At 56.7% G+C, this 24442-nt stretch carries 21 protein-coding genes; 13 read left to right on the top strand and 8 right to left on the bottom strand.

The window, feature by feature from the left end; all coding sequences use genetic code 11:
* The 7 genes from AB4O16_RS08560 to AB4O16_RS08530 all read left to right on the top strand — a co-directional run bounded on the left by AB4O16_RS08560 (position 1) and on the right by AB4O16_RS08530 (position 8024).
* Positions 1-1245, top strand: a complete 1245-nt coding sequence (locus tag AB4O16_RS08560) for a glycosyltransferase family 4 protein (RefSeq protein ID WP_160386002.1) — start codon at positions 1-3, stop codon at positions 1243-1245.
* Complete coding sequence (locus AB4O16_RS08555) at positions 1242-2099, top strand: dTDP-4-dehydrorhamnose reductase family protein (protein WP_160386003.1); 858 nt, start codon at positions 1242-1244, stop codon at positions 2097-2099. Before AB4O16_RS08560 ends, AB4O16_RS08555 begins: the two co-directional genes overlap by 4 nt.
* A 36-nt stretch (positions 2100-2135) precedes the next feature.
* Positions 2136-3146 carry a polysaccharide biosynthesis protein gene (locus AB4O16_RS08550; protein ID WP_160386004.1) on the top strand — a complete coding sequence of 337 codons (1011 nt, stop codon included), beginning with the start codon at positions 2136-2138 and terminating at the stop codon, positions 3144-3146.
* Entirely contained in the window at positions 3139-4266 is a 1128-nt protein-coding gene (gene wecB, locus AB4O16_RS08545; RefSeq protein ID WP_160386005.1) for a non-hydrolyzing UDP-N-acetylglucosamine 2-epimerase, read from the top strand. The genes AB4O16_RS08550 and wecB overlap by 8 nt, the downstream gene beginning before the upstream one ends.
* Before the next feature lie 186 nt (positions 4267-4452).
* On the top strand, positions 4453-5478 hold the full coding sequence (locus AB4O16_RS08540) for an MraY family glycosyltransferase (RefSeq protein WP_160386006.1): 1026 nt from the start codon (positions 4453-4455) through the stop codon (positions 5476-5478).
* A 103-nt stretch (positions 5479-5581) separates the two neighbouring features.
* Positions 5582-7576, top strand: a complete 1995-nt coding sequence (locus tag AB4O16_RS08535) for a polysaccharide biosynthesis protein (protein WP_160386007.1) — start codon at positions 5582-5584, stop codon at positions 7574-7576.
* A gap of 112 nt (positions 7577-7688) precedes the next feature.
* Positions 7689-8024 (top strand): ComEA family DNA-binding protein, encoded by a 336-nt coding sequence (locus AB4O16_RS08530; protein WP_460157524.1) that lies wholly within the window; start codon positions 7689-7691, stop codon positions 8022-8024.
* Positions 8025-8092: 68 nt separating this feature from the next.
* On the opposite strand, the gene AB4O16_RS08525 is transcribed toward AB4O16_RS08530, so the two are convergent.
* Entirely contained in the window at positions 8093-9862 is a 1770-nt protein-coding gene (locus AB4O16_RS08525; RefSeq protein WP_460157523.1) for a calcium-binding protein, read from the bottom strand.
* Between the two features lie 290 nt (positions 9863-10152).
* Here AB4O16_RS08525 and AB4O16_RS08520 point away from each other — a divergent pair, with 290 nt between their 5' ends.
* From AB4O16_RS08520 to AB4O16_RS08510, 3 genes are read left to right on the top strand one after another with little or no spacing between them, the layout of a single operon-like run.
* Positions 10153-11895 (top strand): type I secretion system permease/ATPase, encoded by a 1743-nt coding sequence (locus AB4O16_RS08520; RefSeq protein WP_160386010.1) that lies wholly within the window; start codon positions 10153-10155, stop codon positions 11893-11895.
* 13 nt (positions 11896-11908) lie between these two features.
* A complete protein-coding gene (locus AB4O16_RS08515; protein ID WP_160386011.1) occupies positions 11909-13231 on the top strand; it encodes an HlyD family type I secretion periplasmic adaptor subunit in 1323 nt (440 codons plus the stop codon).
* Between the two features lie 2 nt (positions 13232-13233).
* Entirely contained in the window at positions 13234-14622 is a 1389-nt protein-coding gene (locus tag AB4O16_RS08510) for a TolC family outer membrane protein (protein ID WP_460157522.1), read from the top strand.
* Positions 14623-14679: 57 nt separating this feature from the next.
* Here AB4O16_RS08510 and AB4O16_RS08505 read toward each other — a convergent pair whose 3' ends face one another.
* Positions 14680-16185 carry a Wzz/FepE/Etk N-terminal domain-containing protein gene (locus tag AB4O16_RS08505; protein WP_460157521.1) on the bottom strand — a complete coding sequence of 502 codons (1506 nt, stop codon included), beginning with the start codon at positions 16183-16185 and terminating at the stop codon, positions 14680-14682.
* Positions 16186-16427: 242 nt separating this feature from the next.
* On the opposite strand from AB4O16_RS08505, the gene AB4O16_RS08500 reads away from it, so the two are divergent.
* Both AB4O16_RS08500 and fabF read left to right on the top strand, forming a co-directional pair.
* Positions 16428-17222 carry an SDR family NAD(P)-dependent oxidoreductase gene (locus AB4O16_RS08500; RefSeq protein WP_160386012.1) on the top strand — a complete coding sequence of 265 codons (795 nt, stop codon included), beginning with the start codon at positions 16428-16430 and terminating at the stop codon, positions 17220-17222.
* Between the two features lie 31 nt (positions 17223-17253).
* Entirely contained in the window at positions 17254-18528 is a 1275-nt protein-coding gene (gene fabF / locus AB4O16_RS08495; protein ID WP_160386013.1) for a beta-ketoacyl-ACP synthase II, read from the top strand.
* On the opposite strand, the gene AB4O16_RS08490 is transcribed toward fabF, so the two are convergent.
* The 6 genes from AB4O16_RS08490 to rfbB form a co-directional block, all read right to left on the bottom strand.
* Entirely contained in the window at positions 18525-19085 is a 561-nt protein-coding gene (locus AB4O16_RS08490) for a TetR/AcrR family transcriptional regulator (protein WP_460157520.1), read from the bottom strand. The genes fabF and AB4O16_RS08490 overlap by 4 nt on opposite strands.
* 167 nt (positions 19086-19252) lie before the next feature.
* Positions 19253-19420, bottom strand: a complete 168-nt coding sequence (locus AB4O16_RS08485; protein WP_079246726.1) for a DUF2897 family protein — start codon at positions 19418-19420, stop codon at positions 19253-19255.
* 137 nt (positions 19421-19557) lie between these two features.
* The gene (gene eat / locus AB4O16_RS08480; RefSeq protein WP_160386015.1) at positions 19558-20922 is read right to left on the bottom strand and encodes an ethanolamine permease; all 1365 of its coding nucleotides are present in this window, start codon (positions 20920-20922) and stop codon (positions 19558-19560) included.
* Positions 20923-21149: 227 nt separating this feature from the next.
* On the bottom strand, positions 21150-22019 hold the full coding sequence (gene rfbD, locus AB4O16_RS08475) for a dTDP-4-dehydrorhamnose reductase (protein ID WP_460157519.1): 870 nt from the start codon (positions 22017-22019) through the stop codon (positions 21150-21152).
* A gap of 46 nt (positions 22020-22065) precedes the next feature.
* A complete protein-coding gene (gene rfbA / locus AB4O16_RS08470; RefSeq protein WP_150717567.1) occupies positions 22066-22941 on the bottom strand; it encodes a glucose-1-phosphate thymidylyltransferase RfbA in 876 nt (291 codons plus the stop codon).
* Entirely contained in the window at positions 22938-24020 is a 1083-nt protein-coding gene (gene rfbB, locus AB4O16_RS08465) for a dTDP-glucose 4,6-dehydratase (protein WP_460157518.1), read from the bottom strand. The genes rfbA and rfbB overlap by 4 nt, the downstream gene beginning before the upstream one ends.
* A 332-nt stretch (positions 24021-24352) precedes the next feature.
* Here rfbB and kdpF point away from each other — a divergent pair, with 332 nt between their 5' ends.
* Positions 24353-24442 (top strand): K(+)-transporting ATPase subunit F, encoded by a 90-nt coding sequence (gene kdpF / locus AB4O16_RS08460; RefSeq protein ID WP_007899818.1) that lies wholly within the window; start codon positions 24353-24355, stop codon positions 24440-24442.

Genomic DNA, 24442 nt, shown 5'->3' with positions numbered 1-24442 from the left:
ATGAAAATTCTTGTGGTGTCGCAATATTTCTGGCCGGAATTTTTTATTATTAATGATCTGGTCAGGACTTTAACTGCACAGGGGCACGTCGTAAAGGTTCTCACCGGGAAACCAAACTATCCGGAGGGAGTTGTATTCGACGGTTACAGTGCTTCTGGATACCAGGAAGAAATCTACGACTCTTCGGTCAAGCTCTGTCGCGCACCGCTCAGGCCTCGTGGTTCATCGGGCGCAAAAAACCTGCTGTTCAATTATTTGTCTTTCGTTGTGAATGGGCTGAGATACTTTCCGCGTGCAGTCAAAGGCGAAAATTACGATGCGATCTTTGTATTTGCAATGTCTCCCATTACGGCGGCCATCCCTGCCATTTATCTGAAGTGGAAGCTCAAGAGCCATCTGGCTGTATGGGTTCAAGATCTTTGGCCAGAGAGCCTGAGTGCAACGGGATTCGTCAAGAACAAAACAGCGCTGCGTGCCGCGGGCTGGATGGTGAGAGGCATTTACGCGTTCGTCGATACGCTTCTGGTTCAGTCGCGAGCATTCCGTGAGCCGGTCGCCCGCTATGCTGACCCGGGTAAGATTGTGTATTACCCAAACTCCTATCAGGACGTGCCTCCAAGTACTGAGCAAACGCGGATTCCCGCGCCCTTGCTGGCAGAGCTCGAGAATAACTTCTGCCTCGTTTTCGCCGGAAACCTCGGGACTGCCCAGTCGGTTGAAACCCTCGTCGAGGTGGCGGACAAGCTTCGCGGTTTATCCGGCCTTAAAATTGTTCTGGTCGGCAGCGGCAGCATGTTGAGCTGGATCGAAAGTCAGAAGCAATCACGAGCATTGGACAACCTCATCCTTGCCGGGCGTTTCCCGGCGAGCGAAATGCCACATTTTTTCAGCCGGGCAGCGGGTTTGTTGGTGACGTTGAAGCAGAATGAGGCGTTCTCCTATACCATCCCCAGTAAAGTTCAGGCTTACCTGGCAGCAGGGAGGCCCATCATTGCTGCACTGGATGGCGAGGGGGCCCGCATCGTTCAGGAAGCCGGGGCTGGTCTGACGAGTCCGGCGCAGGACGCCGAAGGTATGGCGAAGAGCATTGAACAACTTTTCCATATGACTCTGGAACAACGGGAATCGTTGGGGCAGTCAGGGCGAGCGTACTACCTCGAGCATTTCGAAATGGAGCGGCAAAGCCAGCGCCTGGTCGAGCTTCTCCACAGCAGGATTAACGAATTGAAAGGCAGGTCAAAATGAAGGTTCTTGTGTTAGGGGTCACCGGAATGCTGGGTAGCACGGTGTTCAGGCAATTCCACGGAAACCCGCACCTTGAGGTGTGGGGCACATTGCGCAACCCGAATGGCGCCAGATACTTTTCTGAAGACACCCACGGTTCGTTGATCAGTAACGTTGACGTGCTTGACCATGACTCCCTGGTTTCGGTACTGGCACGGGTCAAGCCGGATGTCGTCATCAACTGCGTTGGATTGATCAAGCAGTTGGCTGATGCCAAGGATCCTCTGTCGGCTCTGCCTATCAATGCGATGTTGCCGCACCGCATTGCCAAGCTGTGCGCGCTGTCCGGGGCACGCCTGATTCATATCAGCACCGATTGCGTGTTCTCCGGTCGCAAGGGTTCGTACACCGAAGAGGATACCTCCGACGCGGAAGATCTCTACGGTAAGTCGAAGTACATTGGCGAGCTGCATGCCGAATCGAATGCGATCACCCTGCGGACCTCCATCATTGGTCACGAATTGGGAAGCCAGTATTCGCTGGTCGACTGGTTTCTTTCCCAGAATGGCGCCGTCAAAGGCTATGAAAAGGCCATTTTTTCGGGGTTGCCTACGGCGGAACTGGCACGTGTCATTCGCGACTACGTAATACCGAATCCGCAGCTTCATGGCCTTTACCATGTATCGGTGGCTCCGATTGACAAGTTGTCTCTTCTGAAACTGGTAGCGGAAGTTTACGAAAAGGAAATCGATATCATCGCGGACAGTCAACTTTCTATAGATCGCTCACTGAACTCCTCGAAGTTTCAGGCTGCAACCGGTTACGTTCCACCTTCATGGTTGGAATTGGTTAAATCGATGCGCGCGTTGCGTTGATCATTAAATTCAATCAGGTTTTGGAAGGTGGTAGATATGTTTGATAATAAGGTTTTGATGATCACGGGCGGTACGGGCTCGTTTGGCCATACGGTGTTGAAGCGTTTTCTGGATACCGACGTAAAAGAGATTCGCGTATTCAGCCGTGACGAGAAGAAGCAGGAAGACATGCGCATTGCTTTGTCCAATGACAAAGTGAAGTTCTACATCGGTGACGTACGTGACCGCGACAGCCTTGATCAGGCCATGGTGGGTGTGGATTACATTTTCCACGCCGCGGCCCTGAAGCAGGTACCTTCCTGCGAGTTTTACCCGATGGAAGCCGTGCGTACCAACGTCATGGGTACCGAAAACGTTTTGAATGCGGCCATTGCTTCGGGTGTGCAGCGTGTCGTTGTACTGAGTACCGACAAGGCTGTCTATCCGATTAATGCCATGGGTATTTCCAAGGCCATGGCCGAGAAGCTGATGGTTGCCAAGTCGCGGATGATCCCGGCTAAAGGCCCGGTGATCTGCGCAACCCGCTACGGCAATGTCATGGCGTCGCGCGGTTCGGTTATCCCGTTGTTCATCAAGCAGTTGCAAAGTGGCGAGCCGCTGACCGTCACCGACCCGAACATGACACGCTTTTTGATGTCGCTCGAGGATTCCGTCGACCTGGTTCTGCACGCGTTCGAACACGCCGAGCAAGGTGATATTTTCGTCCAGAAAGCACCTGCCTCGACCGTTGAGGACCTGGCGCAAGCGCTCAAGGAACTCTTTGCTCGCGACAATGACGTCAGGGTCATTGGCACCCGTCATGGCGAAAAACTTTACGAGTCGCTGATCTCTCGCGAAGAAATGGCCAAAGCCGAAGACATGGGGCGTTACTACCGCATTCCATCGGACAATCGTGACCTGAACTACAAGAAGTTCTTTGTTGAAGGCGAGAAGGAAATTTCCGATCTGGACGATTACACCTCGCACAATACCGAGCGTCTGGATGTGGAAGGCGTGAAGAAAGTTCTGTTGAATCTGGAATACATTCAGGAGCAGCTTGATGCTTAAGGTCATGACGCTGGTCGGTACGCGACCAGAACTTATCAAGATGAGCCGCGTCATTGCCGAGCTTGATAAGCAGGTTAATCATGTGTTGGTTCACTCGGGTCAAAACTACGACTTCGAATTGAATCAGGTTTTTTTCGATGACCTTGAAATTCGCAAGCCTGATTACTTCCTGGGTGCTGCAGGCGATACCGCAGCCAAGACCATCGCCGAAGTGATTTCCAAGGCGGATGAAGTATTCGAGGCCGAGAAGCCTGATGCGCTTCTGCTCTACGGCGATACCAACACCTGCCTGGCCGTCATTGCCGCCAAGCGCCGCAAGATTCCTGTGTTCCATATGGAAGCCGGTAACCGCTGCTTTGACCAGCGCGTCCCTGAAGAGCTCAATCGCAAGGTGCTCGATCACCTGAGCGATATCAACATGGTCCTGACAGAGCATGCCCGCCGCTACCTGATCGCCGAAGGCATTCGTCCTGAAACCATCATCAAGACCGGGTCGCACATGGAGGAGGTGCTCGACTATTACATGCCGAAAATCCTCACTTCCGACGTGCTGGCACGAGAAGGCCTGGAGCAGGACAAGTTCTTCATCGTCAGCGCTCACCGTGAAGAAAACGTCGATACGCCGGAAAACCTTCGCGACTTGCTCAAAACGCTGCGCGCCCTGGCGGACAAATACCAGTATCCGATTATCGTCTCCACGCACCCTCGCACCCGCAAGCGCCTGGAAGCGATTGGAGAATCCCTCGATCACCCATTGATTCGTTTCTCGAAGCCATTCGGTCTGCTCGACTACATCAAGTTGCAGATGTCGGCGTTCTGCGTGCTGTCCGACAGCGGCACCATCACCGAGGAAGCCTCTCTTCTGAATTTGCCTGCCATTACCATTCGTAATGCGCACGAGCGCCCGGAAGGGATGGATGAAGGCACTCTCATCATGAGTGGCCTGAAAGTGGAAGGCGTGCTGGATGCTGTACGGGTGGTCACCAGCCAGCATGATCGCAGCCAGCGCGTTATCCCGGTCGTGAGGGATTACCAGGCAGGTCCTGTGTCGAAGCAGGTAGTTCGGGTCGTGTTGAGTTACACCGACTACATCAATCGTACTGTCTGGTCGAAATCCTGAGCGTCGTCGACGCTGCAGGTCGATATAAGCAAGACTCGAGAATTGCTGGGCTGGATTCCTCCGATCAGCGTAGATGAGGCGCTTGCGTCGACTGCCAATCACTACAAGGAAAGCCAGCGCCAAGCTGGCTTATGACAGTGCCGGTTCCTTGCAGAACCGGTTTTGGCTGTTTCAGGAAGTTGACCTTTGAACACAATATGGTTGTTGGCGTTGGTGGTGGGTGTTTCATTCTTGGGCACCGGTGCATTGCGCAAATACGCATTGGCACGCAGCTTGATAGATGTTCCTAACGCGCGTAGTTCACATTCGGTCCCGACCCCTCGGGGTGGTGGTGTGGCTATCGTCTTGAGTTTTCTGATTGCACTGCCTGTCCTGGCCTGGACGGATGCCGTCGCCTGGCCGTTGGCGTTGGCTCTGCTGGGGGCCGGCGGCTGGATCGCGATCGTTGGTTTTCTCGATGACCATGGGCATATTGCCGCGCGTTGGCGCCTGCTTGCGCATTTCAGTGGTGCCATCTGGGCATTGTGCTGGATTGGGGGAATGGCGCCGATCAATCTGTTCGGTCACGAGTTCAGTCTCGGCTGGTTCGGCTATGTCATCGGGGCGTTCTATCTGGTCTGGATGCTCAACCTGTACAACTTCATGGATGGCATTGACGGCCTGGCCAGCGTCGAGGCGATTTGCGCCTGTGTCGGTGCTTGCCTGGTCTACTGGGTTGCGGGCAACACCAGTCTCGCCATTGCTCCGCTTGTACTGGCGATGGCCGTATCGGGTTTCCTTGCCTGGAATTTTCCGCCAGCGAAAATTTTCATGGGGGATGCCGGCAGTGGTTTCCTGGGCATCGTACTGGCGGTGATGTCGCTTCACGCGGCCTGGACCAATTCTCTGTTTCTCTGGGCCTGGCTCATTTTGTTGGGCGTCTTCATTGTGGATGCCACCTTTACCCTCATTCGTCGGCTGTTGCGCGGTGACAAGGTTTATGAGGCTCATCGCAGCCATGGCTACCAGTACGCTTCACGAAAATATCGCAGCCATCGGTCGGTCACGCTGGCAATCGCAGCGATCAATTTGTTGTGGTTAGTGCCAGTGGCTATATTGGTCGTCATGCAATATGTCGATGGCGTGACAGGATTGATCCTGGCCTACGTGCCTTTGGTGTTGCTGGCGTTCAAGTTTCACGCAGGCGAGTTGGAAATCGTCGGCAAGGCGTGATTGATGCATTGGGTCTTGAGCATTGCTTTGTCGGCAAGCGAGTTACCGAAAGCTGTAGTTGCTGTATCAATGCTAGGAGCTTCGAGAGGTGTTAAGAGGGGTTATGGATAAGATTCGGGCAAAGTTGTTAAGTCTGCCAAGACGACATAAACGCATTCTGCAGGTTATGACTGATACTTCCTTGGTCTGGTTTGCCCTGTGGATGGCGTTTGTCGTGCGTCTGGGGGTGGACGAGTTGATCAACCCGTTCACTGAGCATGTCTGGCTTTTTGTCAGTGCACCTGTCATCGCCATTCCTCTTTTCGTCCGCTTTGGCATGTACCGTGCCGTCATGCGTTATTTTGGCAATGACGCGCTCATTGCCATTATCAAGGCCGTAACACTTTCATCCTTGATACTTGGCGTTGTGGTGTATTGGTACAGTAATCATCAAAACGTCGTTCCTCGCTCGATCATTTTCAACTATTGGTGGTTGAGCCTGATCATGATCGGCGGCCTTCGCCTGGTCATGCGTCAGTATTTTATGGGCGACTGGTTCAGTGCGACTCAGCACGTTCCGTTTACAAACCGGGATGATGGACTGCCGAAAGTTGCTATCTACGGCGCGGGGGCAGCGGGTAATCAACTCGTTGCCGCGCTGCGGATGGGGCGTGTCATGCGGCCCGTGGCCTTTATCGATGACGATAGTGGCATCGCCGACAGGGTGATCTCCGGGTTGCAGGTGTTTCAGCCTGAAAATATCCAGCAAATGATCGACAACACTGGCGCCCAGGAAATCCTGCTCGCCATTCCTTCGTCCAACCGTGGACGTCGCCGCGAGATTCTCGGGTTTCTGGAAGGCTTTCCGCTGCACGTTCGAAGTGTCCCGGGATTCATGGACCTCGCCAGTGGCCGGGTCAAGGTCGACGATATCCAGGAAGTAGACATTGCCGACCTGCTCGGACGGGACGCAGTCCCGGCTCAGGCTGACTTGCTCGAACATTGCATCACGGGGCAGTCGGTGTTGGTCACGGGCGCTGGTGGTTCCATTGGCTCCGAGCTTTGCCGGCAGATTCTGGCGCTGCGCCCGACAACGCTTCTGTTGTTTGAACACAGTGAGTTCAATCTTTACTCCATCTTGTCGGAGCTGGAACAGCGGGTCGCCCGAGAGTCGCTGTCCATCCGTCTCCTGCCGATTCTCGGGTCGGTTCGTAACCCGGACAAGTTGCTGGATGTCATGAAAACCTGGCGAGTAGACACGGTGTATCACGCCGCGGCCTACAAGCATGTGCCCATGGTCGAACACAACATTGCCGAAGGTGTGCTCAATAATGTGATCGGCACGCTCAATACGGCCCAGGCCGCACTCCAGGCGGGAGTGGCCAACTTCGTCCTGATTTCGACGGACAAAGCTGTGCGACCTACCAATGTCATGGGCAGCACCAAGCGTCTTGCCGAGTTGACGTTGCAGGCGTTGAGTCGTGAGTTGGCTCCGGTATTGTTCGGCGATACGAGCAATGTTTCGCGTGTGAACAAGACGCGCTTCACGATGGTGCGGTTCGGTAATGTCCTGGGATCGTCGGGTTCGGTCATTCCGTTGTTTCACAAGCAGATCAAGTCGGGTGGTCCGCTGACTGTCACGCATCCGAAGATCACTCGGTACTTCATGACCATCCCTGAAGCTGCGCAGTTGGTGATCCAGGCGGGCTCCATGGGGCAGGGTGGTGATGTGTTCGTACTCGATATGGGTGAGCCTGTGAGGATCGTCGAGCTGGCCGAGAAGATGATCCATCTTTCCGGCCTGAGCGTGCGCTCGGAAAAGAACTTGCACGGTGACATCGCCATCGAGTTCACCGGGCTGCGTCCGGGCGAGAAGCTGTACGAAGAGCTGCTGATTGGAGACAACGTGGCGGCCACCCAACACCCGATGATCATGACGGCCAACGAGGATCATCTGTCCTGGGATGTGCTGAAGGTCAAGTTGACCGAGTTGCTGGCTGCCGTGGACCAGGACGACTATGCACGCGTCCGCCAGTTGCTGCGCGACACTGTCAGCGGCTATACCCCGGACGGTGAGATTGTCGACTGGATTTATCAGCAGCGCCGCCTCGAACCCTGATTGTTTCATATCCGGTAACGTACACATTTTTGACAGCTGAATGTCATGGCCTAAGTTTGGAGAGCAGCTTCGGAAAAGCTGCTTTCTCAAACGACGGCATGGAGCTTCACTAATGCGTACAAGCAGTTTCCACTCTCTGGTTTTTGCCCTTCTCGCCAGCGCCTCCCTTACGGCAATCGCCGCGCCTGCTAACCCGCCGGAGGTGATGAAAGCGCCTCTGGTGCAGGATGTGGCCGCCACGGCACCACTCGGCAAGGTCGATCTCAATAGTGCTGATGCACCTACGCTGCAACGCGAGCTGGCTGGAGTGGGCGAGGCCAAGGCCAAAGCGATTGTTGCTTATCGTGATAGTAACGGTGCGTTTGCATCCGTTGACGAGTTGCTGGAAGTGAAGGGCATCGGCAAAGCGATTCTTGACCGCAACCGCGACAGGATCGAAGTGAACTGAGGTGTTGTAGAAACGAAAAAGGCCGATCATTGATCGGCCTTTTTCTTTGGAGAAACTAACGCCCTGACTCAGGCAAACAACATGTCGGTATTGTTCAGCAAGGTCGTCTGGCCCAGTAGCGTGATATTGCCACCGTGAGCGCCATCGCCGGCGGTGTCGAAAGTCACAAGCAGCCCGTTGTCTTGCAGCGTTTGCGTCACGGCCTTGGTCGAAGCCGTCCAGCCGTAGATATACAGGGTGTCTTCACCTTGTTTGAAGTCCTGGATGGTGTCTGAGCCCGAACCCGCGGTGAATGTGAAGAAGTCGTGCCCGTTTCCGCCGATCAACAGGTCGTTACCGGTACCGCCGACGATGAAGTCGCTTCCGTTACCTCCGATCAATACGTCGTTGCCATCGTGACCGTTCAGCGAGCAATTTGCATCCGAACGAGACTGGATGACGTCATTGCCGCTGTTCAAGCCGGTGACACTGCCAGCCAGTATGGCGCCTGAGGTGCCGGTGTAGAGGATCTTGTCTGCCGAGCTGCCGCCGAAGATTTGATCGGCGTACCCGTAACCGCCATTGCCAGTGGCAGCCACGGTTTTGAAGTCTTTGAGCGGATCAGCGTTGAAAATGAAAGTAGCGTCGCTGGCGGTGAGCAGAGTCGTACGGCCTTCGAGCAACATCCCTCCATCAAAACGTACATCGCCATCGATGTCATAACGAAGATAGACGCCGTCATCGGTGATTGTCTGATCGATCCTCAAGTTGAAATCACTTTGCGAAATTTGTGTGCGGCCTGTACCGCCGGCACCGCTGACGCCGAGGAAAACGAGTTGATCTGCACCTACACCGAAACTGTCGACGACGTCGTTGAAGCCGTCGCCCTTGGAAAACGCATACTGGTCTGCACCGGCACCGCCGGACATGTAGTCATCACCTGTACCGCCGACCAGGAGATCCGCCCGCATTCCGCCAATCAGGACGTCATTGCCTGCATTGCCATAGAGTTGACCAGCGGAAAAATGCAGAGCGAGCGTGTCATTACCCTCTCCTCCGATCAGATTGGCAAACACCGGGCTGATCGAACTGCCGTCATATGAAATAAAGTCCGCACCCGCGGTCCCTGTTATCGTGGCTCGTGAGTTTTCGGTGGTTGCGTTGCTATCGGTAAAGTGCGTGACGGCTGGATCGCCCGCAGCGGCCACTACCGTATAGTCAAAAACTCCACTGAGGGAGTTGGAAATGCTGGCCAGCAAGGTGTCGCTCAGACTGTCGCTACTGGTATAGAGCTTATGCTCTGTAGTGATGACTTGCGCTGCATAGAGATTGGCCAGGCGCAAGCCTTCTGCACCTGTCTCTGACCATCCGGATACACTGGAATTATGAGGAATGAAGTTTTCAATATCGTCTGCGTTCATCATGTCTTTGACACCGACACGCTCGCCCGTGCGAACGTCGGTGTAATAGACGTTATAGTCCGCGTCCTGGATTTCCCACTTGTTGGTTGTGGTATTGAAAATTTCAATGTACGTATGTCCCTGGAAGTATCCCTGGGAGTCTGAGTACGTCCAGATGGTGCGTTTTTGCAGGCCTAGCTCCGAGCAGAGGCCGTTGAATACGTTAACTATGTTACCGCACAGAAGTTCTGCGCGTTCCGCAGTCGGGTCACCTGTGACGGTTTTATAAATTTGCTCGGCGGAATAATAAGGGTCATTGCCGTGGACTGCCCACCAGGCGCCATCCGAGTGAGTTGTATTGTTGGACAGTAGTTCACGCGCCACATCCTGGATCAGCATGCCCGTTGCAGCCGCTTCTTGTCGGACGATATTGGCGAGTAAAGCAAAATAATTGGTCAAAATTGACTCCGCAATGATTGGGTGGCCGCTCCCTGTACCCGAATCGCTCTGTAAACGGCGTTGCAGGCCAATAATTTCACATATATTACAGTCATTTGGCCGCTATGTTAAATAACCCATACTGACTATAGCGGAATCATGACACCTCAGAGAGTCACGACCAGCGCTGCTCGTCGACTGCATCACCCAGCCAGGATAGTGGCGATTTCATTCTGCAAACGTTGCTCAGGTGATACACTCGCGCGCCCCGCAATCCCCGATCAACACACTAGGTTGTCAGTTCCGAGATGATACGCAGTACGCCCGAAAACAGCTTGCAGGTAGCCCTGAGGGCCTGCAGGAGCAGTTTCATATCGGTGGGTTTTTTCAGCCTGTTCATCAATGCACTGATGTTGGTCCCGACCTTCTACATGCTTCAGGTCTACGGACGGGTAGTCACGGGCGGCAGCCTGACGACGCTGGCCATGTTGACCATTATTCTGACCTTCCTGCTGGTGACGATGGGGCTGCTGGAGTGGGTACGCTCGCGGATCATGGTCCGTGTCAGCACCAGGCTCGACGTCCTGCTCGGCCGGGATGTCTACCGGGCCAGTTTCAAGCGGGCACTGGACAGCGGTGGCCAGGACGCGTCGGCCCAACCGCTCAGCGACCTGACCGGGCTGCGTCAATTCATGTCCGGGAATGGCCTGTTCGCGTTTTTTGATGCGCCGTGGCTGCCGATCTATGTCGCGGTGCTGTTCCTGTTTCATCCCTGGTTTGGCTGGACGGCGATCGGTTGTGCGGTGATCTTGCTGGCGCTGGCCAGTATCAATGAGCAATCCACGGGCAAGGTTCTGGCAGCGGCCAATAAAGAGAGCATTGGTTCGACGCTGCAAACCAACAAGAATTTGCGCAATGCCGAAGTGATCGAATCCATGGGCATGCTTGACTCCCTCATGTCGCGCTGGAGTCTGCGCCACAAGAAAGTGCTGCTGTTGCAATCCCGAGCCAGTGACCGCAGCGGGATCATCACCTCGATATCAAAAACATTTCGCCTGCTTGTTCAATCACTGATTCTGGGGCTTGGCGCTTATCTGGCGGTCAGCCATGAGATCAACCCCGGGCTGGTGATTGCAGGTTCCGTGCTGTTGGGCCGAGCGCTGGCCCCTCTGGACTTGATGATCGGCAGTTGGAAGGGGTTTATCGCGGCCCGTTCGCAGTACGCGCGTCTGAACAGTATTCTCGACCAGCAAAGTGCCGAACCCGAGCGTATGCAATTGCCCGCTCCGATCGGTCATGTGACGGTCGAGAACCTCACCCTGGGGGCTCCCGGTGCCAAGACCCCGATCATCAAAGGCATCGGTTTCAACGCACCGGCCGGTGCAATGATCGGTGTCGTCGGCCCAAGCGCCTCGGGCAAGTCGACGCTCGCCAAGGCCTTGGTGGGCGTGTGGAAGCCGCAGCATGGCGTCGTCCGTCTGGATACTGCCGATATCGCCAATTGGGACAAAGGCCAATTGGGACCACACCTCGGGTATCTGCCGCAGGACATTGAATTGTTCGAAGGCACTATCAGCGACAACATCGCGCGTTTTGGTGTCGTGGATCCCGACAAGGTGGTGCTGGCGGCCAGGACCGCAAGTGTCCATGAAATGATTCTGATGCTGCCCGACGGCTACGACACGGTCATCGGCGAGGGGGGCATCAATCTGTCGGGCGGGCAGCGGCAACGCATCGGGTTGGCCCGCGCAATCTATGGCAGCCCGCGGCTTATCGTGCTGGATGAGCCAAACGCTCACCTCGACGAAGTCGGCGAGCGCGCGCTGGCGTTGGCGTTGCAACAGATAAAACTCACCGGGGCAACGGTTTTCGTGATCGCCCACCGGACCTCGATTCTGGCCCAGCTCGACCGCTTGCTGGTGATGAACGCCGGCACCATCAGTTTGTACGGTCCGCGGGATCAGGTCCTCGCGCAACTCAATGCACAACAGTTGCCCGCCCAGCAAAAGCCCGCCGCACGGGCAGGTACAGAAGTCGCTTCGACCGAAGGTTGACAGGAAGTTATCGATGAACCGCACGCTCACCACTCCTGCCGATACTTTCGCAGATCTGCCCATGTCCGACGGATCCGTACGCCGTAAGGGATTTCTCATTGTATTCGTGACGTTCGGCCTGTTTGGCGGATGGGCGACGTTTGCTCCGCTCGACGGCGCGGCTTACGCGCCGGGCGTCGTTACCGTGCAAACGTATCGCAAGACGGTGCAGCATCTGGAGGGCGGGATCGTCAAGGACCTGCTTGCCCATGATGGCGATGTCGTGAAAAAAGGCGACCCGATCATCGTGCTCGATGACGCTCAACTGCGCTCCGAGTATGAAATGACCCGCAGTCAGTTGATTGCTGCCAGGACAATGGAGGCGCGCCTGCTCGCCGAGCGCGATGACCTGCCGGCGATCGCATTCCCGAAGGACCTCATTTCCGATAATCAGCGAAGTGCCGAGGCGCGTTACGGCGAGACTCAGGTATTCAATGCAAGGCGTAGCTCGCGACTTGGACAGATCTCGGTCCTGCAAGAGCGTATTGGTCAGTTGAACCAGCAAATCAAGGGAACCGACACCATGATCGGTACCAAGACCAACTTGCAAGAGTCCTACAGTGGCGAAATTGCCGAACTGAAAGAATTGCTGGCCCAGGGGTTTGTCGATAAACAGCGAATGCTGGAACAAGCGCGCAAGTTGGACTTGCTCAAGTCCGAAGTGGCGGACCACCGCTCGACAAACATCAAGACCCGGTTGCAGATCAACGAAACCCAGTTGCAGATCCTGCAGATCGACAAGGACTTCAACGCCGACGTTACCAAACAGTTGGCAGAGACCCAGACCAAGGCCTACGACTTGCAGGAAAAAGCCTCGGCGCTGGAGGATCGGCTGAGCAGGGTGGTTATCCGCGCTCCGGATGACGGGATGGTGATCGGCATGACGGTTCACACCATCGGTGGCGTTGTGCGCCCTGCGACGCCCTTGCTGGATATCGTTCCATCGGTTTCCGATCTGGTGGTTGAGGCGCAGGTTTCGCCCAATGACATCGACCGAATCGCTGTCGGCAAGTTGGCGGACATTCGCTTCAACGCCTTCAACACGGCTACGACTCCTGTCATCGAAGGTCGAGTGACGAGCGTATCCGGCGACCGCCTGATCAACGAGAAAACCAGTGCGCCGTATTACCTGGCCCGGATCAGCGTGACGGGCGAAGGAGCGCGCAAACTGGGTGACCGCAAGCTGTTGGCGGGCATGCCGGCAGACGTATTGATCAACACCGGAGAGCGCACCATGCTGCAGTACTTGTTGCAGCCGGCACGTAACGTTATCGCCCAGTCGATGATCGAGGAGTGATCGTGCGCCTGTTTCCCTGCCTGGTGTTGGGCTCGATGGCATTGCCTGTTCACGCTGTCGAAGCGCCCGTCGCGACACCGCCAACGGCTTCGGTCAGCAAGCAGAACTACTCGGTTGACTTGATGCAGCTGTACCGTGAGTCACGCCTGGAAGACCCCCGTGTGATCGCTTCCTACTCCAAGGCTCAATCCGGGCTCGAAGAGCAAAACCAGGCATTCGGCAGTCTGTTGCCCTCGGTAACGGCCAATGCCGGTTACAACCGGATCAAGCAGACCAACCTTCAAGTCGACGAGGCCTACAACAGTCGTAACTATTCGGTGGGCTTGACCCAGCCGTTGTACAACAAGGCTGCCTGGGAAAACTACCAGCGCTATAAAAGCCTGGCAAAGCAGGCGGACTCCGAGTCGAAGGAGGCTCAGGCCGAGGCAACGGTGGACCTTGCGCAGCGTTATTTCGCTGCACTGGCTGCCGATGATGAGCTTGAGCTGGTGCAGGCCGAACGCAGGGCTACCCAGAAAAACCTCGACCGGGTGAGTGCGCTTTACAGCAAGCAGCTGGCGATGGTTACCGATTTGCTGGATCTGCAGGCGCGAGTCGATTCGCTGGCGGCCCAGGAAGTCGATGCGCGGAACCAGGTCAGCCTTAGCCGTGTTGCGTTGTCGGAAATTATCGGACGACCGGTCAAAGAGAAGCTCAGTCGTGTCCGCAATGATGTCGAGTTGAAGGTATCCGCCGAAAGCCTGGAAAGCTGGGTAAACCTGGCGATCGCCGACAATCCGGCGATCAAGGCCAGTGAAAATGCTCAGGACGCTGCCGAGGCTGCTCTGCGCTCCGGTAAGGGCGGGCACTATCCGACAGTCAATCTGAACCTGAGTGCACAGCAGACCAACGAGGGTTACAACAATTCGTTGGCGCCGAAGACCGACAGCTATGTCGCGGGTGTGGGGGTACAGATTCCGATTTATAGCGGTGGCACGACGTCCGCGCGGGTAAGGCAGTTGTATCAGGATCAGCTCACCGCAGAGCAGCAGTTGGTAGCGACGCGCCGTCAGGTGGTGAAGGAAACGACCAACGCGTATTTGACTGCAGACTCAAGTGTGGAAAGGATTCATGCCAATCGTAATGCACTGGCCTCGGCCGAGCAGTCGCGCATTGCAGCAGAAAAGGCATTTACTTACGGCGTGGTCAATGCTGTGGATGTATTGACCGCCGTGCAGAACGAATTCAAGGCACGTCGCGATCTGCTCAAGACTCAATACGACTTTATAACCAACTTGTTCATCCTGAATCGTTGGGCCGGAAAGTTGTCGGAAGAAAGTGTCGAGAACGTTAATGTCTGGTTGAGCGGGAATGATCAGGCGATCACTTCATCAGTGGCACTGCGCGAATAAGTTGTCGTCCGTTAACCAAGTCGGCTGCGCTTGCAGAGCAAGCGCAGCGCTCGACAATTAGCGACGAGATGCCTGCAGTGAAAACAGGGCGCGACGAAGAATCGCGACACCGACGCCGAGGATGAGTCCGAAGACCAGGCCAAATCCAACGATCAGGGCTTTCTTCGGTTTAATCGGCCCTAGAGGCGGTGTGGCATCTTTATCAACTTGAACCAGGTTGAACTGATCGAAGTTTACATCCAGTTGTTTCAAGTGAGTCAACTCTCCGCGGATATCCGCGAACTCCTTGAGAAACAGCTCAGGATGATTGCGTTCTTTGAGCAGTGCCGCTTCGCGGTTGGTGGCCAGCAGGCTGAGTTCTTTTTGAATTTCATCGATGCGCGGCTCGGTGAAGTCATCGGAATTACGAGTTACCAGGGTGGCGCGTTCCGCTTCCAGTGCCGCCTGTCCCAGGAAATACAGCGGTATTTTCTGATTGTTGACTTCAGTGCGGATCATGTTGCCCTGATGTGCCTGCTCTCCATCTCCCAGCGCCGAAGGCGTGGTGGGTTTTACGATGCCGAGTTTCTTGGCGATGACGATGGCTTCATCAAGCTCTTTGATGCGGTTCTGGCGACGGCTTTGCAGTTGTTGACGCAGTGCTTTGAGTTCGTCTTGAAGTACTTGTTTCTTTAATTGATCTTTTTCCAGCAGGTGCGCGATCTTGGAGTCTCTTTCCGCCTCATAGACGGATTTTTTTGACTCCAGTTTCTTTTCTACATTCTCGATGCGGTTGGCAATCAGTGTTTTCAGGTTTGCAGCGACTTTTTCTTTTTCGGCTTTGACGACGAAGTCGGTAAAACCTTTCAAGATGCCTACACCATCTACACCCTGAGGGTATCTGAGACTAAGACCAACGGCTTCGGTAAGGCTGGAGCTCTTTCTAGGGTCGATTTTTTCAAGCGAAAATGCTTTTTCGTTGAACTTTTCAAATGCCTCTTCAATGGATTGCCCTGGTGCCTGCAATGGTGCAAGGAACTGTGGGTTGGTCTGGAAGAACTTCAGGCGGACATCATAAGACTGCATGGAAGAGCCGATGTTATTCAGCGCTTCATTTGGCTGGATTCTGTAAAGTCCGGCTTCATTCAACTCGTCCAGGTCTGCCATTGGAACAGGTCGAAGAGTTGTTTCGACTTCATATTCCGGAGTTGCCAATAAGGCATAAGCAATGGCGGCGGTAACAGTCAGTGCAGTAAACAGTAAAACAATCGGCCGTTGGCTCCAGATGCTACCAATCAGCTCCTTTACTTCAGCAACGTCGTGTCGAGGGGTATCAATTGTATTTACTGGAATGTTCATTACACGCTCTGAAAAATTTGGACAGACGCTCCACAGTGTTTCCGGAAAATTATCGTCATCCAGGTTGGAAAATTTACATCTGGTTAAATTTTTTTGGATTTTCCTGCATTTGATACCAAACAGCAAGGGTGAGAAACGCTCGCAGTTACCAACGCAAGGCGGATTAAAGACTGATTCGACACGTGTGATCCTGCGCTTCGGTGCCGTTGAAAGCACGTGTTTCATTCCCTCCACCATTGGTCGGAAGTCACGCAATACCGTTCATTCCATCACATGGGTTTGACGCGCTTTCATGTTCATTAAGGGTCTACTCTGATTTTGCCCGGGCCACCGACGAGAGCCGAGTGTTTCTCGGGGGAAAAAATTACGGCTATCATATTGAGTTTGGATTATGACTATAATATAAACTGCTTGCGCCGAAGTGCTTTGGCGTCAGGCGTCATTCAGCATCCTTCAGGAGCAATGTCATGAATTCAGTTCAGTCCCAAGGTACGGCTCTCGTCACTGGCGCATCTTCCGGTATCGGGGCGGTTTACGCTGAGCGGTTGGCAGCCCGCGGTTTTGATTTGTTGCTGGTGGCTCGCGACGAGCAGCGACTGCAGGCAGCGGCAAGCAAGCTGCGCTCGGAGCATGGGATCAAGGTCGAAGTGCTGAAGGCGGATCTGACCCAGAAAGCAGACGTGCTGCAACTCGAACAGCGATTACGCAGCGACTCGAGCATCAGCCTGTTGCTCAATAACGCCGGTGTGGCGGCGGACGGATTATTGGCCAATGCCGATCTCGATCAGTTGGAGCGCATGATCCAGTTGAATATCACCGCTGTCACGCGATTGGCCGCGGCGGCCGCAGCAGGTTTTACCAAGGCCGGGCGCGGCACGATCATCAATATTGCTTCGGTGGTGGCATTGTTTCCCGAGCGCTTCAATGCGACGTACAGCGCCAGCAAGGCTTATGTATTGAGCCTGACTCAATCGTTGAACGCCGAGCTGGACGGCACCGGGGTGAAGCTCCAGGCGGTGCTGCCCGGTGTGACACGCACCGAGATCTGGGAGCGCTCTGGCATCGATGCGTCACAGATACCAGCAGACATGGTGATGGAGGCGGGGGAGATGGTCGATGCGGCGTTGTCGGGCCTGGATCAGGGTGAATTGGTCACCATTCCTTCTTTGCCCGATGCGGCGGATTGGGAGGCGTTCGTGGCGGCGCGTCATGTGATGGCGCCTAACCTTTCCAAAAGCAAGGCCGCTTCCCGTTATCGGTAAGCGCCATCAACCGGCTTGAGGTGTGTGCGGTATGAAAGATCGTCGTGTGGTTGTAACGGGCATGGGCCTGGTGTCGCCGTTGGGCAGCGGTGTCGAAGTGGTCTGGGAGCGCTTGCTGGCCGGGCGTTCCGGGCTGCGCAATCTGCCGGATGAGGTGGTTGCCGACCTGCCGGCCAAGGTAGGCGGTGCGGTGCCGACGCTGGCAGATGATCCGCTGGCGGGTTTCGATCCGGACCGGGCAACCCCGCCCAAGGAACAGAAGAAGATGGACCGCTTCATTCTGTTCGCCATGGAAGCCGCGCGTCAGGCACTGGAGCAAGCCGGCTGGCAAGCGCTGGACGCCAATGCCCAGGAGCGCACGGCGACCATCATCGGTTCCGGAGTGGGTGGTTTCGGCGCGATTGCCGACGCGGTGCGCACCACCGATAGCCGTGGGCCGAGACGTTTGTCGCCATTCACCATTCCTTCATTCCTGGTCAACCTCGCGGCCGGTCATGTGTCGATCCAGCATGGTTTCAAGGGGCCACTAGGCGCGCCGGTCACGGCATGCGCTGCCGGGGTTCAGGCGATTGGCGACGCGGCGCGGCTGATTCGTGCGGGTGAAGCGGATATCGCGGTGTGCGGCGGTGCGGAAGCGGCGATCGATCGGGTCAGCCTTGCCGGGTTCGCGGCTGCTCGTGCCCTGTCCAGCGGCTACAACGAAACACCCGAGCGCGCTTCACGACCTTTCGACAGCGGGCGCGATGGCTTTGTCATGGGCGAAGGGGCCGGGCTGCTGGTCATCGAGTCTCTGGACCATGCGCTGGCCCGGGGCGCCCAGCCGCTGGCGGAGCTGGTCGGCTACGGTACCAGCGCCGATGCCTATCACCTGACCGCCGGCCCCGAGGATGGCAGTGGGGCGCGGCGAGCGATGTCGTTGGCATTGGCACAGGCCGGTGTTTCTCCGGCTCAGGTCCAGCATTTGAATGCTCATGCCACCTCGACTCCGGTGGGTGATCTGGGTGAGTTGGCGGCGATCAAGGCGTTGTTCGGTGCGCAAAACGGCATTGCCGTGACATCGACCAAGTCGGCGACCGGGCATTTGCTCGGTGCAGCGGGCGGACTCGAAGCGATCTTTACGCTGCTGGCGATTCGCGACCAGGTCGTGCCGGCGACCCTCAATTTCGAGAACCCGGACCCTGCCGCTGAAGGCGTGGACATCGTTCATGGTAGTGCGCGGCCGATGGCCATCGAATACGCGTTGTCCAACGGCTTCGGATTTGGCGGGGTCAATGCCAGCGTGTTGTTCAAGCGTTGGCAGGGTTAGTCCTGGGCGGAGCGTTTGAGGTGTTCACGTGCGACGTCGAGAATCCGTTGGGCAAACTCGGCGTCTGCAACACTGCGCGATAACAGCAAGGCGCCGACCAGCGTGGACATGATGACGATGCTGCGCTCGGCGCTGTGCTCTGCGTCAAGGGTGTGGCGGATCTGATCGAGTCGCGCCTGGAGCACGGCGTCGCTGGTTGGACTCGGTTGGCCACGCAGCCCCAGTTCCGAAGAGATGGTCAGCAACGGACAACCTTCGTGAGGTGAGGTTTGATGCCATTCGGACAGGTAGGTGTCGATGAATGCTTCGAGCGGGTGTTCCTCGGCGAAGATTTGCGCGCACAACTCATCGACTTGTACGCCAGCCTCTTGCAGGGCTTTTTCTACCAGTTCGTCCTTGGACTTGAAGTGCGAGTAAAAGCCACCGTGGGTCAAGCCAAGTGCTTTCATCAGGGGTTGCAGCCCGGTCGCGCCGATGCCGTCGCGTCGGAATCGCGCTGAAGCTTCCTTGATAATGCGTTGGTGGGTCTGGGCTTTATGGTCCTGCGAGTAACGCATCTGATATCTCCGCATCAATGCGGTCCATATTAACCAATGAAAATTGCATGGTGACTGTACTTCTACTTCTAAAAAGCATGCAGATGCTTCGATATGGGTACAAAGCGGCGTGATTTCGGGAGATTCCACGTAAAAATAAACCCCGCCGTTGCAGGCGGGGTTTTCATTCAGCGGTCCTGCGCTTCCTTGGCGTCCATTTCCGCATTGCGTTCGGCGACACGCTTACGTTGCTCTTCAGTCAGTTCGACCTTGTTGGCGGTGTCACGCAGCATCATCAGACCACCAACGATCGAGCCGATGGCAACGACCAGAATCAACCAGGCATACCAGGGCATAGGACTCTCCTTGAGAAGCAGGCGGGCGAGGATTCGCCAACCGATCGTGCATAGCATTTCGAGTGATGGGGGATCATCGCAGTTCCATCGCTATCACCCCATTCTATGCCTGTTGTTCAAGGTTCACCCGAACGCATTCAATGTCCGGTCAGCATCGCATCCGCCGGTGCGTCGGCGCGCAACTGCGCGGTGAGCATGAAGTAGACGAAACCCGCCGCCATGAAGCCCAGGAAGATAAGACCGATCAAGGTGTTGAACCAGGCCATTGCCACCAGGCACACCACCGCCAGCATCAATGCAATGAACGGCACCAGCGGGTAGCAGGGGGCGCGGAAGGTGCGCTCCAGGTTTGGCTCGGTTTTACGCAGTTTGAACAGGCTGAGCATGCTCATGATGTACATCACGATGGCGCCGAACACGGCCATGGTGATCATCGCGGCGGTCAGCGTCATGCCGCCGAGGTTGATCAGGCCGTCGCTGTAGATGGCTGCGATGCCGATCACGCCGCCGGCGATGATCGCCCGGTGCGGGGTTTGAAAGCGCGACAACCTGGCCAGGGATGCCGGCAGGTAACCGGCCCGGGCGAGGGCAAAGAACTGCCGCGAGTAGCCAAGGATGATCCCGTGGAAGCTCGCCACCAGGCCGAACAGGCCGATCCACACCAGCATGTGCAGCCAGCCCGAGCTTTCGCCTACCACGGTTTTCATCGCCTGCGGCAGCGGGTCGTTGATGTTCGACAGGGTGCGCCAGTCGCCGACGCCACCGGCGAAGAACATCACGCCCATCGCCAGCAGCACCAGGGTCAGAATACCGCTGATGTAGGCCTTGGGAATCGTGCGTTTCGGGTCCTTGGCTTCTTCGGCGGCCATGGCCGCGCCTTCGATGGCGAGGAAGAACCAGATGGCAAATGGGATTGCCGCGAACATCCCGGCAATCGCCGGAGCACCGAACACGTCGGAGCCGGCCCAGCCATTGAGCGCGAAGTTGCTGAAGCTGAAGGCCGGAGCGACCACGCCCATGAACACCAGCAGTTCAGCGACCGCCAACACACAGACCACCAGTTCGAAGGTCGCCGCCAGTTTCACGCCAAGGATGTTGAGGCCCATGAACACGATGTAGGCACCGACTGCCGCGTGTTTCGGGTCCAGGGCTGGAAACTGCACATTGAGGTAGGCGCCGATGGCCAGGGCAATCGCCGGTGGTGCGAAGACGAATTCGATCAAGGTCGCCAGTCCGGCGATCAATCCACCTTTTTCGCCAAAGGCGCGACGGCTGTAGGCAAAGGGGCCGCCAGCGTGAGGAATGGCGGTGGTCAGCTCGGTGAAACTGAAGATGAAACAGGTGTACATGGTGGCGACCATGAACGAGGTCACCAGGAAGCCCAACGTCCCGGCCACGCCCCAGCCATAGCTCCAGCCAAAATACTCCCCGGAAATCACCAGCCCGACCGCAATGCCCCACAGATGCAATGTGCCCAGTGTGGGTTTTAGTTGTGTGTTCATGTGATTGCTCCCTGAGTGGTTTGGAAAGCTCAGGGGAGGGCTTTGCAGCGGACGTGCCATTTTGCGGTGGTACGTCGTAATAGCGGGAAAGCTGTCGTATCGGGGATGTTCGCTACTGAATGCGCGAACTTTGTGCGTCAGTCAGGGGCGCCGTTGCGGCCAGTGCCGCTTTCGCGAGCGAGCCCGCATGCCCGCTACCCGACACCGGTCCGGGGACCGGTTGATGCTCAGGGTTGTTCAGTCAGGCATTCGCGCAGCGCCGTTTGCCAGTCAGGTTGGCTGACACCCCAGTCGCGCTGCAGGCGACTGCAATCGAGGCGCGAGTTGAGCGGCCGGGCGGCGGGTGTGGGGTAATCGCTGGACGGGATCGCAATCAGCGTGGCGCAGGGCTTGCCCTGTTGTCGCAGCGCTTCGCCGATCGCCTGGGCGAAGCCAAACCAGGAGGTCTCGCCTTGAGCGCTCAGGTGATAAGTACCCCAGTCAGCCACTTCGTTCGCCTGCCAGCGTTCAATCAGGGCAAGGGTGCTGTTGGCGATGGTGCCGGCCCAGGTCGGCGCTCCGATTTGATCGGCGACGACACGCAACTCCGGTTTCTCTTGCAGCAGACGTTGCATCGTCAGCAGAAAGTTACGCCCATGGGTTGAATAGACCCAGCTGGTACGCAGGATCAGGTGTTTGCCTTGCACGTCCCGGACGGCCTGCTCACCGGCCAGTTTGCTCTTGCCGTACACCCCGAGCGGATTGGGCGTGTCGTCCTCGGTGTAAGGCCCGGCTTTCATCCCGTCGAATACATAGTCCGTGGAGTAATGGATCAACGGAATGTCGAGCGCCAACGCTTCTTCGGCAAGGACACCGGGAGCTACGGCGTTGATGGCGAAGGCTGCTTGCGGCTCGCTTTCTGCCAGGTCAACCGCCGTATGGGCCGCGGCGTTGATGATCAGGTCAGGCCGGATGTTCTGCACCTGACGGCGAATCTGCTCGGGCTGCGCGAGATCGAGCTGATCGCGACCCAAGACGATCAGTTCGCCGACAGCCGCCAGTCGCCGCTGCAATTCATGTGAAACCTGACCGTGCCGGCCATTGATGAGTACTTTCACTGGAACAGTCCGGTCTTGACACAGGGCGAAGCGGGATCACAGCATTTCATTGCTCTTCCCCGGCCAGTTTGGCGAGGTACTGGCCATACCCGGTCTTGCCGAAGTAACGGGCGCGCTCGAGCAGCTGTTCGCGGTCGATCCAGCCATTTTCATAGGCGATCTCTTCGAGACAGGCGACTTTGAGCCCTTGGCGGTGTTCGATGGTTTGCACGTATTGAGAGGCTTCGAGCAAGCTGTCGTGGGTGCCGGTGTCGAGCCAGGCGAAACCGCGACCAAATCGCTCGACCTGCAGGTCGCCACGCTGCAGGTAGGCATTGTTGACGTCAGTGATTTCCAGCTCGCCGCGAGGCGAAGGTTTCACCGCCTTGGCGATCTCGATCACATCGTTGTCGTAGAAATACAGGCCGGTGACGGCATAGCTGGATTTCGGTTTTTTCGGTTTCTCTTCGATGGACAGCGCACGGCCGTCGCTGTCGAAATCGATCACGCCGAAGCGCTCGGGGTCCTTGACCCAGTAACCGAACACGGTGGCACCGGAGGAGCGTTTTGCCGCGCTCTGCAGTTGCTCGCCAAAGTGCTGACCGTGGAAGATGTTGTCGCCCAGGATCAGGCACACAGGGTCATCGCCGATGAACGCTTCGCCAATCAGGAAAGCCTGGGCCAGGCCGTCCGGTGAAGGCTGTTCGGCAAAACTGAAATTCACCCCGAACTGGCTGCCGTCACCCAGCAGATTGCGATACTGCGGCAGGTCCTGCGGGGTGGAAATCAGCAGGATATCCTTGATGCCGGCCAGCATCAGCACCGAGATCGGATAGTAGATCATGGGCTTGTCGTAGACTGGCAACAGCTGTTTCGACACGCCGAGCGTAATCGGGTGCAGGCGCGTGCCCGAGCCACCCGCCAAAACGATACCTTTCATCATGCGAGCAGCTCCTTGGGGTTGATGGCGCCAAGGCGTTCACCTTGATAGCTGCCGTCCTGGACTCGGCGGCACCACTCCATGTTGTCCAGGTACCACTGGACGGTCTTGCGCAGGCCTGTTTCAAAAGTCTCTTCAGGTACCCAGCCCAGTTCGCGTTCAATCTTGCCGGCGTCGATTGCGTAGCGCAGGTCATGGCCGGGACGGTCCTGGACGAATGTGATCAGGTCGGTGTAATGCGCAACGCCTTGCGGCTTGTGCGGTGCCAGTTCTTCAAGCAGGGCGCAGATGCCGCGCACCACGTCGATGTTCTTTTGTTCGTTGTGCCCGCCGATGTTGTAGGTCTCGCCGACGGTGCCGGTGGTCACTACCTTGAGCAGCGCCCGGGCGTGATCCTCGACGAACAGCCAGTCGCGCACTTGCAGGCCGTTGCCATACACCGGCAGGGGCTTGCCGGCCAGGGCATTGAGGATGACCAGCGGAATCAGTTTCTCGGGGAAGTGGAACGGCCCGTAATTGTTCGAGCAATTGGTCAGCAGCACCGGCAGGCCATAGGTTCGTTGCCAGGCGCGGACCAAATGGTCGGACGCTGCCTTGCTGGCGGAGTAGGGCGAGCTCGGCGCGTAGGGCGTCGTTTCCGTAAACAGATCATCGACACCGTGCAGGTCGCCGTAGACCTCGTCGGTGGAAATGTGATGAAAGCGGAAGGCGCTTCTCTCGGGTTCCGCCAGGGTTTGCCAATAGCCGCGGGCGGCTTCGAGCAGGCTGTAGGTGCCGACGATGTTGGTCTGGATGAATTCCGATGGCCCGTCGATGGAGCGATCGACGTGGGACTCCGCTGCCAGGTGCATGATCGCGTGCGGCTGGAAACGCGCCAGCACGGCGCTGACGGTCGCCTGGTCAACGATATCGGCCTGAACGAACTCGTAGCGAGTGTCGGTGGCGATGCTGGTCAGCGATTCGAGATTGCCGGCATACGTCAGTTTGTCCAGGTTGAGCACTTCATGCTCGGTGTGTTGGATCAGCTCGCGAACAAGGGCCGAGCCTATGAAACCGGCTCCGCCGGTAATAAGGATACGCACGTTGGGCCAGCCTTTTTCAGTAATGCGAATGGCGGTAGCTTGCAGGCGCGAGCGGGGAGGTGCAAGAGTTCCTGACCCCCATAGGGTTGCGTCGCGCCGATCAGGCTCGATTATCCATGAGTTGCAGCTGTCACTCACTACTCTCGCGCACAATTTAGCCCGTTACGTACGTCACACCCGGCTTTTTCCGTGCCGCACGCCGTAACCCCCGCGTAAACCCACTCTTTACGCTTTCTTTATGCCCCGCGCGCGCCCTCGGTCTCGTTCCTTTACAGCCTCCTTCCCGACAATGGATCTACACGCGGCAATACGCCGTTACAAGGAGAACTTCCATGAGCGTTCTGGATGGGGTGTCACTGCTGTTGGCAGTGGGGCTGTTCATTTATCTGTTGGTTGCGCTGTTGCGCGCGGACCGGAACTAG

This window comes from Pseudomonas sp. S2_H10, assembly GCF_054668285.1.
This window is presented reverse-complemented; position numbering and strand designations above follow the sequence as displayed.